Annotated in this window: 12 protein-coding genes; 11 read left to right on the top strand and 1 reads right to left on the bottom strand. The window is 59.9% G+C overall.

Features of this window, described 5'->3' with window-relative positions:
* The first annotated feature begins 159 nt into the window (after positions 1 to 159).
* The 11 genes from edd (at position 160) to QFX16_RS22615 (ending at position 13766) form a co-directional block, all read left to right on the top strand.
* Complete coding sequence (gene edd / locus QFX16_RS22665) at positions 160 to 1986, top strand: phosphogluconate dehydratase (protein WP_283181421.1); 1827 nt, start codon at positions 160 to 162, stop codon at positions 1984 to 1986.
* The gene (locus QFX16_RS22660) at positions 1983 to 2942 is read left to right on the top strand and encodes a glucokinase (protein ID WP_283181420.1); all 960 of its coding nucleotides are present in this window, start codon (positions 1983 to 1985) and stop codon (positions 2940 to 2942) included. The genes edd and QFX16_RS22660 overlap by 4 nt, the downstream gene beginning before the upstream one ends.
* A 177-nt stretch (positions 2943 to 3119) precedes the next feature.
* On the top strand, positions 3120 to 3851 hold the full coding sequence (locus QFX16_RS22655; protein ID WP_283181419.1) for a response regulator: 732 nt from the start codon (positions 3120 to 3122) through the stop codon (positions 3849 to 3851).
* Positions 3841 to 5310 carry an ATP-binding protein gene (locus QFX16_RS22650; protein WP_074879393.1) on the top strand — a complete coding sequence of 490 codons (1470 nt, stop codon included), beginning with the start codon at positions 3841 to 3843 and terminating at the stop codon, positions 5308 to 5310. The genes QFX16_RS22655 and QFX16_RS22650 overlap by 11 nt, the downstream gene beginning before the upstream one ends.
* Positions 5311 to 5536: 226 nt before the next feature.
* Complete coding sequence (locus QFX16_RS22645) at positions 5537 to 6796, top strand: D-mannose isomerase (protein WP_283181418.1); 1260 nt, start codon at positions 5537 to 5539, stop codon at positions 6794 to 6796.
* 117 nt (positions 6797 to 6913) lie between these two features.
* On the top strand, positions 6914 to 8221 hold the full coding sequence (locus QFX16_RS22640; protein WP_283181417.1) for an ABC transporter substrate-binding protein: 1308 nt from the start codon (positions 6914 to 6916) through the stop codon (positions 8219 to 8221).
* A 161-nt stretch (positions 8222 to 8382) separates the two neighbouring features.
* On the top strand, positions 8383 to 9291 hold the full coding sequence (locus QFX16_RS22635; RefSeq protein ID WP_253550840.1) for a carbohydrate ABC transporter permease: 909 nt from the start codon (positions 8383 to 8385) through the stop codon (positions 9289 to 9291).
* On the top strand, positions 9284 to 10129 hold the full coding sequence (locus QFX16_RS22630) for a carbohydrate ABC transporter permease (protein WP_007902370.1): 846 nt from the start codon (positions 9284 to 9286) through the stop codon (positions 10127 to 10129). The genes QFX16_RS22635 and QFX16_RS22630 overlap by 8 nt, the downstream gene beginning before the upstream one ends.
* 4 nt (positions 10130 to 10133) lie before the next feature.
* On the top strand, positions 10134 to 11294 hold the full coding sequence (locus QFX16_RS22625) for an ABC transporter ATP-binding protein (protein WP_283181416.1): 1161 nt from the start codon (positions 10134 to 10136) through the stop codon (positions 11292 to 11294).
* A 162-nt stretch (positions 11295 to 11456) separates the two neighbouring features.
* Positions 11457 to 12803, top strand: coding sequence for a carbohydrate porin (locus QFX16_RS22620; protein WP_283181415.1), 1347 nt, complete (start codon positions 11457 to 11459; stop codon positions 12801 to 12803).
* A 108-nt stretch (positions 12804 to 12911) separates the two neighbouring features.
* Positions 12912 to 13766 (top strand): D-hexose-6-phosphate mutarotase, encoded by an 855-nt coding sequence (locus QFX16_RS22615; protein ID WP_283181414.1) that lies wholly within the window; start codon positions 12912 to 12914, stop codon positions 13764 to 13766.
* A 125-nt stretch (positions 13767 to 13891) separates the two neighbouring features.
* Here the strand turns inward: QFX16_RS22615 and QFX16_RS22610 are convergent, their stop codons facing one another.
* Positions 13892 to 14752 (bottom strand): MurR/RpiR family transcriptional regulator, encoded by an 861-nt coding sequence (locus tag QFX16_RS22610; RefSeq protein ID WP_177318169.1) that lies wholly within the window; start codon positions 14750 to 14752, stop codon positions 13892 to 13894.
* Positions 14753 to 14861: the final 109 nt, after the last annotated feature.

Raw genomic sequence — 14861 nt, 5'->3', positions numbered from 1 at the left:
ACAAGCCTTTTTAATGGCAATATTTTGTTCAATCTACAACGAGTGACCTGAATCAACTGGTCCGACCGATCAAGAAAACCGTCTGTCATCCCAATCACAGCGGTCCTTGTTCAGCATAGACAATCAGGTCGCCACATCCGTTAGCCTGGAGTTCTAAACATGCATCCCCGCGTCCTTGAGGTCACCGAACGGCTTATCGCCCGCAGCCGCGCCACGCGTGAGGCTTACCTTGCACTGATTCGTGGTGCTGCCAGCGACGGTCCCATGCGCGGCAAGCTGCAATGCGCCAACTTCGCCCACGCCGTGGCCGGTTGCGGCACCGATGACAAGAACAGTCTGCGGATGATGAACTCCGCGAACATTGCGATTGTTTCGTCCTATAACGACATGCTCTCGGCGCACCAGCCGTACGAAGTCTTTCCTGAACAGATCAAAAAGGCCCTGCGCGAAATCGGCTCCGTCGGCCAGTTCGCCGGTGGCACCCCGGCCATGTGCGATGGCGTGACCCAGGGCGAGCCGGGCATGGAACTGAGCCTGCCGAGCCGCGAAGTGATTGCGCTGTCCACCGCCGTGGCGCTGTCCCACAACATGTTCGACGGCGCGCTGATGCTCGGCATCTGCGACAAGATCGTGCCGGGCCTGATGATGGGCGCGTTGCGTTTCGGTCATCTGCCGACGATCTTCGTGCCGGGCGGGCCGATGGTCTCGGGCATTTCCAACAAGCAGAAAGCCGACGTGCGCCAACGCTATGCCGAAGGCAAAGCCAGCCGCGAAGAGCTGCTGGAATCGGAGATGAAGTCCTACCACAGCCCGGGCACCTGCACCTTTTACGGCACCGCCAACACCAATCAGTTGCTGATGGAAGTCATGGGTCTGCACTTGCCGGGCGCCTCTTTCGTCAACCCGAACACCCCGTTGCGTGATGCCCTGACCCGCGAAGCGGCGCATCAGGTCACGCGTCTGACCAAGCAGAGCGGCGACTTCATGCCGATCGGCGAAATCGTCGACGAACGTTCGCTGGTCAACTCCATCGTGGCCTTGCACGCCACCGGCGGTTCGACCAACCACACCTTGCACATGCCGGCGATTGCCATGGCGGCGGGCATTCAACTGACCTGGCAAGACATGGCCGACCTCTCCGAGGTGGTGCCGACCCTGAGCCACGTCTACCCGAACGGCAAAGCTGACATCAACCACTTCCAGGCCGCGGGCGGCATGTCGTTCCTGATCCGTGAACTGCTGGAAGCCGGGCTACTGCACGAAAACGTCAACACGGTGCTGGGCCACGGCCTGAGCCGCTACACCATGGAACCGTTCCTCGAAAACGGCGAGCTGGTCTGGCGCGAAGGCCCGATCGAAAGCCTCGACGAAACCATCCTGCGTCCAGTCGCGCGTGCGTTCTCGCCAGAGGGCGGCTTGCGGGTGATGGAAGGCAACCTCGGCCGCGGTGTCATGAAAGTGTCCGCCGTCGCGTTGGAAAACCAGGTCGTCGAAGCACCGGCCATGGTGTTCCAGGATCAGCAGGATCTGGCCGATGCGTTCAAGGCCGGTTTGTTGGAGAAGGATTTTGTCGCCGTGATGCGCTTCCAGGGCCCGCGTTCCAACGGCATGCCGGAGCTGCACAAGATGACGCCGTTCCTCGGCGTTCTGCAAGATCGCGGTTTCAAAGTGGCGCTGGTCACCGACGGGCGCATGTCCGGCGCCTCGGGGAAAATTCCGGCGGCGATTCACGTCAGCCCCGAAGCCTATGTGGGCGGCGCTTTGGCGCGGGTGCAAGAGGGCGATATCATCCGCGTCGATGGCGTCAAAGGCACTCTGGAGCTTAAGGTGGACGCCGAAGAATTCGCAGCGCGCGAACCTGCCAAAGGCCTGTTGGGCAATAACATCGGCAGCGGTCGCGAACTGTTTGGTTTCATGCGCATGGCCTTCAGCTCCGCAGAGCAGGGCGCCAGCGCCTTTACTTCTGCCCTGGAGACGCTTAATTGAAACTGGCTTTGGTCGGTGACATCGGTGGGACCAACGCACGTTTCGCGTTGTGGAAAAACCAGCAACTGGAATCGGTCCAGGTGCTGGCAACGGCCGACCACGCCAGCCCGGAAGAGGCGATTGCTCTCTACCTGAGCGGGCTTGGCCTGGAACCGGGTTCGATCGGTTCGGTGTGCCTGTCGGTGGCCGGCCCGGTGAGCGGCGATGAATTCAAGTTCACCAACAATCACTGGCGACTCAGCCGCAAGGGTTTCTGCAAGAGCTTGCAGGTGGATCAACTGCTGCTGGTCAACGACTTCTCGGCGATGGCGCTGGGCATGACCCGTTTGCAGCCGGACGAGTTTCGGGTGGTCTGCGAAGGCACGCCGGAACCGTTGCGGCCGGCGGTGGTGATTGGTCCAGGCACTGGCCTCGGTGTCGGCACGTTGCTCGATCTCGGTGAAGGGCGGTTTGCCGCGTTGCCGGGGGAGGGCGGTCACGTCGATTTGCCACTGAGCAGTCCGCGGGAAACTCAACTGTGGCAGCACATCTTCAATGAGATCGGTCATGTCAGCGCTGAAACAGCGTTGAGTGGCAGCGGCTTGCCACGAGTCTATCGGGCGATTTGTGCGGTGGACGGTCATGAACCCGTGCTGGACTCCCCCGAGTCGATTACTGCAGCCGGTCTGGCCGGTGATCCGATTGCCCTGGAAGTGCTTGAGCAGTTCTGCTGCTGGCTGGGTCGTGTGGCCGGCAACAACGTGCTGACCACGGGCGGACGGGGTGGCGTGTACATCGTGGGCGGGGTGATTCCGCGGTTCGCCGATTTCTTCATCGAAAGCGGCTTTGCCCGGTGCTTTGCCGACAAGGGCTGCATGAGTGATTACTTCAAAGGCATCCCTGTGTGGCTGGTGACGGCGCCGTACTCCGGATTGATGGGGGCGGGTGTGGCATTGGAACAATCCAACCCGACTTGAAATGCAATCAACCTGTAGGAGTGAGCCTGCTCGCGATAGCGGTGTGTCAGTCAACCAATGTGTTGAATGTAAAAACGCTATCGCGAGCAGGCTCACTCCTACAGTAGTTTTGTGGTGTTTGTAAAAATGGTGCATCAGGCATAATCCGCCCAATTCAAACAACAAGGACGCCGCCCCGTGAGCTCAGTCAACAAGTCGATTTTGTTGGTCGATGACGATCAAGAGATACGCGAGTTGCTGGACACCTACCTGACCCGCGCCGGTTTCCAGGTTCGTACCACGCCGGACGGTGCAGGCTTTCGTCAGGCGATGAACGAGGCGCCGAGCGATCTGGTGATCCTCGATGTGATGCTGCCGGACGAAGACGGCTTCAGCCTCTGCCGCTGGATCCGTCAGCACCCGCGTCAGGCGCAGGTGCCGATCATCATGCTCACCGCCAGTTCCGACGAGGCCGACCGCGTCATCGGTCTGGAATTGGGCGCCGACGATTACCTCGGCAAACCCTTCAGCCCGCGTGAATTGCAGGCGCGCATCAAAGCCTTGTTACGCCGCGCGCAGTTCGGTCAGGAGCGTTCCGGCGGCGAAGTGTTGGCCTTCGATGACTGGCGGCTGGACATGGTCAGCCATCGCCTGTTCCACATCGATGGCGAAGAAGTGATTCTCTCCGGCGCCGATTTCGCGCTGCTGAAACTGTTCCTCGATCACCCTCAGGAAATCCTCGACCGCGACACCATCGGCAACGCCACCCGTGGCCGCGATTTGATGCCGCTGGATCGCATCGTCGACATGGCCGTCAGCCGTTTGCGTCATCGCCTGCGCGACACCGAAAAACCACCGCGGCTGATCCGTACCGTGCGCGGCAGCGGCTACCAACTGGCCGCCAATGTGGTTGCCAGCAATGGCCACTGAGTTTTTCCGCAAGCTCGCCGCACGGATTCCCGTGCCGCGTTCGCTGCTCGGGCGGATGTTGCTGCTGACGCTGCTGGCGGTGCTGTTCGCCCAGACGCTGTCGAGCGTGATCTGGGTCTCGCAACTGCGCGCCACCCAACTTGAAGGCCTGGTCACCAGCGCCCGTAGCCTCGCTCATTCGATGACCGCCAGTGTCAGTTACTTTCGCTCTCTGCCGGTAGCGTTTCGGCCATTGGTACTCGACCAGTTGCGCAGCATGGGCGGCACCCGTTTTGTGGTGACGCTCAACGACAAACCCTTGGGCATGGAAGTGCTGCCGATCACCCCGCGCAAGGAAGCGGTACTCAAAGCGGTGGACGAAGTGCTGCGCCAATCCCTGGGCCAGGACACGGATATCTCGGTGACGTTCGTCAGCCCCGAAGACCTGCGAATCTTCAACGGCGGCCTGAAACTCGATGAATTGCCGCGCTCCTGGGCGCACTACGCGCTGACCCTGGAACCGGTGAACCCGCCGGTATTGGTGACCCAAATCCAGATGGCGCCGGGCGAGTGGCTGTACATCGCCTCACTGTTGCCCGAGCCCTACACCAGTCTTGAAGAACAAGGCCTGCCGGCGCAGCAAGTCTGGTTCATCGTGCTCACCAGCGGCTTTTTGCTGTTGTTCATTGGCCTGCTGGTGCACTGGCAGAGCCGGCCGCTCAAGCGCTTGGCGCGGGCTGCACGGGACATGTCCCTCGGCGCGGAAGTCGAACCCGTGGCCGAGGGGGGCGGCAGCGAAGTGGTTGAGGTCGGCCGCGCCTTCAATGCGATGCGCGAACGCATCAGCCGTTACCTGACCGAGCGCAGCCAGTTGTTCAGCGCGATTTCCCATGACTTGCGCACGCCGATTACCCGCTTGCGGTTACGCGTTGAATTGCTCGAAGACGAAACGCTGCAAGCCAAGTTCGGCCGTGATCTGGATGAGCTGGAGCTGCTGGTCAAAGGCGCGCTGCAATGCGTGAAAGACACCGACATCCACGAAAACATTGAACCGGTGGACCTCAACCATGTACTTGATTGTCTGGTGGAGCCGTATCTGGCGCCCAACGGCAATGGTCGCGTCACTCAGCAAGGGCGTGCGCTGGCGGCGTATCCGGGGAAGCCGCTGGCGCTCAAGCGTTGCATCGGCAACCTGATCGACAATGCCTTGAAGTATGGGCAGAAAGCGCATTTGCACATTGATGACGACCAGAGTGCGTTCATCCTGCATGTGGACGATGAAGGCCCAGGCGTGCCGGAGCAGCGGATGGAGCAGGTGTTCGAGCCGCACTTCCGCCTGGCCGGGCAGCAGCAGGGTTATGGGTTGGGGTTGGGGATTGCGCGAAATATTGCGCATAGCCATGGCGGGGAAGTGAGCCTGCAAAACCTGCGTGAGGGTGGGTTGAGGGTGACGTTGCAGCTGCCTCGTAGTGTTGATTAGTTAGACCGCGTCGCGCCCATCGCGAGCAGGCGCGCTCCCACATTGGATTTGTGTACGACGCATCTCCCCTGTGGGAGCGAGCCTGCTCGCGAAGGCGTCAGACCATTCAACACATTCCTCAAGGCGAATGTCACAAAGCGGTGACATAACTCGCCCCCTTCGTTACAAGCCCGCCTCCGCCCGTTGTTTAGACTGCCCCCAGTCATAACAACAAAAAAGGCACCCCATGGACACCTTCCAACCCGCTTTCAGCAGTTGGCTGAACGCACCCGCCCATCAGCAATGGCTCGCCGACGAAGGCCTGCGCCTGCTGGCGTTTGCCAAGGCCTCGAAGCTTGCCGAAGGCTTCGGCAATCTTGATGAAAAGGGCTGCCTGCCGGCCAACGCCCACGCCGAAACCATGAACACCGCGCGCATGACCCACAGTTTCGCCATGGCTCACATTCAGGGCTTGCCGGGTTTCGCCGAGCTGGTGGATCACGGCATCAAAACCCTCAGCGGCCCATTGCGCGACGCCGAACACGGTGGCTGGTTCCCTGCCCCCGAGCATCGCGACGGCAACACCGACAAAGCAGCTTACCTGCACGCCTTCGTCGCGCTGGCCGCCAGTTCTGCGGTCGTCGCTCGGCGTCCCGGCGCACAGGCCTTGCTCGACGATGCCATCCACATCATTGACGCGCATTTCTGGAGCGAGGAGGAGGGCGCGATGCGCGAATCCTTCAACCGCGACTGGAGCGTCGAGGAAGCCTATCGCGGCGCCAACAGCAACATGCACGCCACCGAAGCCTTTCTCGCGTTGGCTGATGTCACCGAAGAGAACCGCTGGCTGTGTCGCGCCCAGCGCATCGTCGAGCGCGTCATCCACGGTCACGCGGCCGCTAACGATTACCTGGTGGTCGAGCATTTCGACCGCGACTGGCAACCCTTGCGCGAATACAACCACGACAACCCGGCTGATGGTTTTCGCCCCTACGGCACCACGCCGGGTCACGGTTTCGAATGGGCCCGGCTGATGCTGCACCTCGAAGCGGCGCGGGTTAAGGCCGGGATGCTCACGCCGGGCTGGCTCGCCAGCGACGCGCAGAAACTCTTCGACCACAACTGCCGTCACGGCTGGGATGTCGACGGGGCACCGGGGATTGTTTACACCCTCGACTGGGACAATCGCGCCGTGGTGCGCCATCGTCTGCACTGGACCCATTGCGAAGCCAGCGCCGCCGCCAGTGCGCTGCTTAAACGCACAGGCGATGCGCAATACGAAAGCTGGTATCGACTTTTTTGGGAATTCTGCGACAGCCATTTCATCGACCGCGAAAGTGGCAGCTGGCATCACGAACTCGATCCGCAGAACCGCCCGAGCGCCGATATCTGGGCCGGTAAACCCGACCTTTATCACGCCTGGCAAGCCGTACTGATCCCGCGATTGCCTCTGGCTCCGAGTATGGCGACTGCCTTGGCACAGTTATCCCAGAGCGCTCCTGTGTAACCATGTGGTGACATTCGAACGTCCCTTCGTTACCTGCGAAGGGATCACTCCTGTTTAAAATCCTATGCAGCGCAAGCACCAGACTTGCATGCATAACAACAAGAAAGGTACTACTAGATGAATGCGATTTCTCGCCTCGCTACTGTCATTTCTCTCGCCTCACTGCTTCCCCTGTCTGCATTTCCGCTGAGTACGCTTGCTGCCGATTCCAAAGGTTCGGTGGAAGTCGTTCACTGGTGGACCTCCGGTGGTGAAAAGGCCGCGGTCGATGTTCTGAAGGCCCAAGTCGAAAAAGACGGCTTTACCTGGAAGGACGGCGCAGTCGCCGGTGGCGGCGGTTCCACTGCCATGACCGTACTCAAAAGCCGCGCCGTCGCCGGTAACCCGCCGGGCGTTGCACAAATCAAAGGTCCGGACATCCAGGAGTGGGGCAGCACTGGCCTGCTCAGCACCGATACCCTCAAAGACGTTGCCAAGTCCGAAGGCTGGGATGGCCTGCTGTCGAAGAAAGTCTCCGACACCGTCAAGTACGAAGGTGACTATGTCGCCGTGCCGGTGAACATTCACCGCGTCAACTGGCTGTGGATCAACCCGGAAGTCTTCAAGAAAGCCGGGATCGAAAAAACCCCGACCACCCTCGAAGAGTTTTATGCCGCCGGCGACAAGCTCAAAGCCGCCGGCTTCATCGCGCTTGCCCACGGTGGCCAGCCTTGGCAGGACAGCACCGTGTTTGAAGACGTGGTGCTCTCGGTCATGGGCGCTGACGGTTACAAGAAAGCCCTGGTAGACCTGGATCAGAAAACCCTCTCGGGTGCCGAGATGACCAAGTCGTTCACCGAGCTTAAAAAACTCACGGGCTACATGGACCCGAACCGCGCCGGTCGTGACTGGAACATCGCGGCGGCCGACGTCATCAACGGCAAGGCCGGTATGCAGATGATGGGCGACTGGGCCAAGAGCGAATGGACCGCTGCCAAGAAAGTAGCCGGCAAGGACTACCAGTGCGTGCCGTTCCCGGGCACCGAAAAAGCCTTCACCTACAACATCGATTCCCTGGCGGTGTTCAAGCTCAAGGCTGATCGCAAAGGCGACATCGCCGCTCAGCAGGACCTGGCCAAGGTCGCGCTGGGTAAAGACTTCCAGAAAGTCTTCAGCATCAACAAAGGTTCGATCCCGGTGCGTACCGACATGCTTAACGACATGAGCGGTCTGGGCTTCGATTCCTGCGCTCAAGCGGCTGCCAAGGATTTCCTTGCAGACGAGAAGACTGGCGGCCTGCAACCGAGCATGGCGCACAACATGGCCACTTCCCTGGCCGTGCAGGGCGCGATTTTCGATGTGGTGACCAACTTCATGAACGACAAGAACGCTGACCCGGCCAAGGCCAGCGCCCAACTGGCATCGGCCGTCAAAGCCGCCCAGTAATCTCCGGCACTCAGTAATCCCTGTGGGAGCGAGACCGGCTTGCCGGCGAAAGCGGTCTGACATTCAGAAATGATGTCGGCTGAGAAATCGCCTTCGCGAGCAGGCTCGCTCCCACAAGGGATCCCTGCCGATATCAATTCCTCTTCACCTGGATTATCCCGATGAGCTCTGTGGCGGTTTTCAGCAAAGCCTCACCGTTCGACGCACTGCAGCGCTGGCTCCCCAAACTGGTTTTGGCGCCAAGCATGCTGATCGTCCTGGTTGGTTTTTACGGTTACATCCTCTGGACATTCGTTCTGTCCTTCACCAATTCCAGCTTCATGCCGAGCTACAAATGGGTCGGCCTGCAGCAATACATCCGCCTGATGGACAACGATCGCTGGTGGGTCGCGAGCAAAAACCTCGCGGTCTTCGGTGGCATGTTCATCGGCATCAGCCTGGTGCTGGGGGTGTTCCTGGCGGTGCTGCTGGATCAGCGCATTCGCAAGGAAGGCTTCATTCGCACCGTTTACCTGTACCCGATGGCGCTCTCGATGATCGTCACCGGTACCGCGTGGAAATGGCTGCTCAACCCAGGCCTGGGCCTGGACAAAATGCTGCGTGACTGGGGCTGGGAAGGCTTCCGTCTCGACTGGCTGGTGGATCAGGATCGCGTGGTTTACTGCCTGGTGATCGCCGCCGTGTGGCAAGCCTCCGGGTTTGTGATGGCGATGTTCCTGGCCGGCCTTCGTGGTGTCGATCAATCGATTATCCGTGCGGCGCAAGTCGACGGTGCGAGCCTGCCGACCATCTACCTGAAGATCGTGTTGCCGAGCCTGCGCCCGGTGTTCTTCAGCGCCTTCATGATCCTCGCGCACATCGCGATCAAGAGCTTCGACCTGGTGGCGGCCATGACCGCTGGCGGCCCGGGCTACTCGTCCGACCTGCCCGCGATGTTCATGTATTCCTTCACCTTCAGCCGTGGCCAGATGGGCATTGGTTCAGCCAGCGCCATGATGATGCTCGGCGCGATCCTGGCGATTCTGGTGCCGTATCTGTACTCCGAATTGCGAGGCAAACGCCATGAGTAATCAACTCGGAAAACCGGCGATCAGTTTCAGCCGCATCGCAATCTACGCCACGCTGTTGCTGGCCGCCGCAATCTACCTGATCCCGCTGGTGGTGATGCTGCTGACCAGTTTCAAATCCCCGGAAGACATCCGCACCGGCAACCTGCTGAGCTGGCCTCAAGTGATTGACGGCATCGGCTGGATCAAGGCCTGGGACAGCGTGGGCAGCTACTTCTGGAACTCGGTGAAAATCACCGTGCCGGCGGTGCTGATCTCCACCTTCATCGGTGCAATGAATGGCTACGTGCTGTCGATGTGGCGCTTCCGCGGTTCGCAACTGTTCTTCGGCCTGCTGCTGTTCGGCTGCTTCCTGCCGTTCCAGACCGTGCTGCTTCCAGCCTCGTTTACCCTCGGCAAGATCGGCCTGGCGAACACCACCACCGGTCTGGTGCTGGTGCACGTGGTCTACGGCCTGGCGTTCACCACGCTGTTCTTCCGCAACTACTACGTGAGCATTCCCGATGCGCTGGTCAAGGCTGCACGGCTTGATGGCGCGGGCTTCTTCACGATTTTCTGGAAGATCCTGCTGCCGATGTCGATCCCGATCGTGATGGTCTGCCTGATCTGGCAGTTCACCCAGATCTGGAATGACTTCCTGTTCGGCGTGGTCTTCGCCAGTGGCGATGCCCAGCCGATTACCGTGGCCCTGAACAACCTGGTCAACACCAGCACCGGGGCCAAGGAATACAACGTTGATATGGCCGCCGCGATGATCGCCGGGCTGCCGACACTGCTGGTCTACATATTCGCTGGCAAGTATTTCCTGCGTGGGCTGACGTCCGGCGCGGTCAAGGGGTAGAACAATGGCAACTCTCGAATTACGCAACGTCAACAAGACCTACGGCGCCGGTTTGCCGGACACTCTGAAAAACATCGAACTGAAGATCGATGACGGTGAGTTCCTGATTCTGGTTGGCCCGTCGGGCTGCGGTAAATCCACGCTGATGAACTGCATCGCCGGTCTCGAAAACATCAGCGGCGGCGCGATCCTGGTGGACGACGCCGACATCAGCGGCATGAGCCCGAAAGATCGCGACATCGCCATGGTGTTCCAGTCCTACGCGCTGTACCCGACGATGAGCGTGCGCGACAACATCGCGTTCGGCCTGAAGATTCGCAAAATGCCCGCCGCCGAAATCGACGAAGAAGTCGCTCGCGTGGCCAAGCTGTTGCAGATCGAACATTTGCTCGGCCGCAAACCCGGCCAGCTCTCCGGTGGTCAGCAACAGCGCGTGGCGATGGGCCGTGCCCTGGCGCGGCGGCCGAAGATTTACCTGTTCGACGAGCCGCTGTCCAACCTCGACGCCAAGCTGCGCGTCGAGATGCGCACCGAAATGAAACTGATGCACCAGCGCCTGAAAACCACCACGGTCTACGTGACCCACGACCAGATCGAAGCCATGACCCTGGGCGACAAAGTGGCGGTGATGAAGGACGGGATCATCCAGCAGTTCGGCACGCCGAAAGACATCTACAACAACCCGGCCAACCTGTTCGTGGCGAGCTTCATCGGTTCGCCGCCGATGAACTTCATCCCGCTGCGGTTGCAGCGCAAGGACGGTCGTCTGGTAGCGCTGCTCGACAGTGGTCAGGCACGTTGCGAATTGCCGTTGGGTATGCAAGACGCCGGTCTTGAAGACCGCGAAGTGATCCTCGGCATGCGCCCGGAGCAGATCGTGCTGGCGGGCAGCGAGCCGAATGGTTTGCCGATCATTCGCGCCGAAGTCCAGGTCACCGAGCCGACCGGTCCCGACACCCTGGTGTTCGTCAATCTCAACGAAACCAAAGTCTGCTGCCGTCTGGCGCCGGACGTTGCACCGGCCGTGGGCGAGACCCTGACCCTGCAATTCGATCCATCGAAAGTGCTGCTGTTCGATGCCAAGACTGGTGAGCGCCTGGGGGTGGCCGGTCAGTCTAAAACAGAGACTCACAGTGCCAACGTAGCTCAGTTCAAAGGCCGCTGAAGATCAAAAATGTGGGAGCGAGCCTGCTCGCGATGACGGACTGACATTCAACATCGATGTCGACTGATACACCGCTATCGCCGGCAAGCCGGTCTCGCTCCCACAGGGGATGTCACCGCGTTAAATAAAAACAGTGAATAACAATAAAACGAGGATGTAGGGATGAAGAAGAACAACAACGCTCAGCTTATCTGCCAGTTGTCAGCCATTGCGGCAATGATGCTGACCGGTAGCGTACACGCGGCTGACGCGTTCAGCGCCGACTCCGAATGGATGACCGGTGATTGGGGTGGTGAGCGGACCAGGCTGATCGAGCAGGGTATCGACATCAAGATGGACTATGTCGGTGAAGTGGGCGGCAACCTCCACGGCGGGTTTAATGATGACAAGACTGCGCGTTACGCCGACCAGTTTGGTCTGGGCGTGGCGCTGGACCTGCAAAAACTGTGGGGCTGGGATAACACCCAGGCCAAGATCCAGCTCACTAACCGTAACGGTGAGAACATTTCCAATGACCGTGTCGGCGACCCGCGTGCCGGCACCTTGAGTTCGTCACAGGAAGTCTACGGCCGTGGCCATATGGTCCGTCTGACCCAATTGTGGATCAAGCACCAGTTCCTCGACGGTAAACTGGACGTCAAGGCCGGTTACTTCGGCGAAGGCGAGGACTTCAATACCTTCCCTTGCGAGTTCCAGAACCTGGCGTTCTGCGGTTCCCAAGCGGGTAACTGGGCCACCAACATCTGGTACAACTGGCCGGTCATGCAGGCTGCGGTCCGCGTGAAGTACAACATCTCGCCAGAGTTCTATGCGCAGATCGGCGCGTACAACCAGAACCCGTCGCAACTGGAGCACGGTAACGGCTTCAAGCTCAGCGGCAGTGGTACCGAGGGCACCGTCCTGCCGGTCGAACTGGTCTGGTTGCCGAACCCTGGCAACCTGCCGGGCGAATACCGTGTCGGTTACTACAAAAGCACAGCCAATGCCGATGACGTCCGTAAGGATGCCGACGGCAATGATGCAGCAACCAGCGGTAACGCCTATCGCAGCCACGATAGCAAACACGGTTACTGGTTCGTTGCGCAGCAACAACTCACCCGCCACAACGGTGACGCGTCCCGCGGTCTGAACATCGCAGCCAACGCTACTTTCCACGACAAGGACACCAACTTCGTCGACAACTACCAGTCGCTGATGTTTGTGTATAAGGGCCCGTTCGATGCACGTCCAAAAGATGACATGGGTATCGGTTTTGCCCGTATCCATGTCAACGATGACGTGAAGAAAAACGCCGAGTTGGTCAACGCCTCCAATGGTGTCACCGAGTACGAGGATCCACTGTTCTCGCCGCTGCGTAGCACAGAGTACAACTACGAGATCAACTACGGCTTCCACGTTACCAACTGGCTGACCGTGCGTCCTAACTTGCAATACATCACTCACCCAGGCGGTGTTGATGAAGTCGACAACGCGCTGGTCGCCGGCCTGAAAATTCAGTCGGTGTTCTAACGTTGTTGCGATAAGCTCCTCTCTATGTGCGCATTTTTGCGGACAGCCCAGGCTGTCCGCTTTTTTTTGGGGGCGGCGCACCCCGGGTGATTTTCAGGACCGTGGTACATGCATGAGCATCCGCTACAACGCTTCTTCAAATCCTTGCGCGAACGTCCGGTGTTTGCGTGGGAGCGCTATCAGAAGCGCGACGTGCTGGTGATCGACCATCCGCTGTGTCAGGCGGTGTTCAGTCGGCAGGGTGCACAGTTGCTGCACTTCCAGCCAAAGGGCCAGAAACCCTGGCTCTGGTGCGCGGCGAAGTGGCCGCAGGTCGGCGCGATTCGTGGTGGCGTTCCGGTGTGCTGGCCGTGGTATGGCCGTCATCCGAGCGAAAACGCCTGGCCGTCCCATGGCTGGGCACGGTTGATCGACTGGAAGCTGCTGGACAGCAGCACTGATGACGATGGCGTGCGCTTGCACTGGCAACTTCAGTTGTGCGATTGGCAAGTGGACCTGCACGCGCACTTGGGTGAGCGCATGGATTTACGCCTGAGTACCGAGCATCAGGACAGCCTGCCGTGCCAATTGAGTCAGGCGTTGCATGCGTATTGGCGTATTGGTGACGTCGGTGAGGTAGCGCTGTCTGGCCTCGACGGAGCGCAGGGTTACGACCAGTTGAATCGTCAGATTTGTCATCAGGAAGGCGAATTGCGGGTAGAGGGTGGCTGTCAGCGGGTGTTCCAGCATGACGGCGAATTGCAGCTCAAGGACCACGCCTGGCAGCGTGAGTTGTGCATCGATACCGGTGACCATGCGGACACGGTGGTCTGGCATCCGGGCTCGCGGCCGTTGCTGGGGGTGAGCTGGAGCGAGATTTCGGAGTTTGTGTGTGTTGAGGCCGCGAGTGGCGGGACCGATAGCCTGAGCCTGGCGCCGGGGGAGAGGGCGCATTTGAGTTTGCAGGCGCGGGTGGGGGTTTAGCTCAAGAGTTGCGGTGTTGCAGCTGGCCCTTTCGCGAGCAGGCTCGCTCCCGCATTTGGAATGCATTCCCTTGTGGGAGTGAGCCTGCTCGCGATGAGGCCAGATCAGGCAATGAAGAAGTTGGGTTAGTTGAACTCATCCCCAATCGGATACCGACTGGCATTCAGACTTTCCTTGATCTTGCGCAAATGCGGTTGGAAATCCACGCCTCGACGCAAGGTCATGCCGGTGGCGAGCACATCCAGCACGGTCAGTTGAATGATCCGCGACGTCATCGGCATATAGATGTCGGTGTCTTCCGGCAGCGGAATGTTCAGGCTCAACGTGCTGGCCTTGGCCAGTGGCGAACCCTCGGCCGTCAGGCCCAGTACCGAAGCACCGTTTTCCCGGGCAATACGCGCCACTTCCACCAGTTCGCGGGTACGGCCGGTGTAGGAAATAATCACAAACAACTCGCCGGTGTGCGCCACCGACGCAATCATGCGCTGCATCAGCACGTCGGCATGCGCGGTGACCGCCAGGTTGAAGCGGAAAAACTTGTGCTGCGCATCCAGCGCCACCGGGGCCGAGGCGCCGAGGCCGAAGAAGTGGATCTGCCGGGCCTGGATCAACAGGTCGACGGCGCGGCTGATCAGGTTCGGGTCGAGCGCCTGCAACGCACTGTCCAAAGAGGCGATGGCGCTGCCGAAAATCTTTTTGGTATAGGCTTCCGGATTGTCGTCGGCCTCGACCGCACGGCTGACATACGCCGCGCCGCTGGCCAGGCTCTGCGCCAATTGAAGCTTGAGTTCCGGGTAGCCGCTGACGCCGAACGAACGGCAGAAACGGTTGACCGTCGGCTCGCTGACCTTTGAGGCCTGGGCGAGGGCGGCAATGCTGAACCGGGTGGCCTGCTGTGGGTTGAGCAGGATCACTTCGGCGACTTTGCGTTCTGCCTTGTTCAGGTCTTCAAGGCGATTCTGGATCTGTTCCAGTAAATTTCGCACGCGGTCCATATGGTTTCCTTGGTTCGCCTACAAGAGTGCATCTGCGATGCAAACAAGCGTGTTGCTATGCAAATTGGGCCTTTGATGCGGCCCCAAACGGTGGCCTATC

Origin of the sequence: Pseudomonas svalbardensis (genome assembly GCF_030053115.1) — a bacterium.
Classification (GTDB): domain Bacteria; phylum Pseudomonadota; class Gammaproteobacteria; order Pseudomonadales; family Pseudomonadaceae; genus Aquipseudomonas; species Aquipseudomonas svalbardensis.
This window is presented reverse-complemented; position numbering and strand designations above follow the sequence as displayed.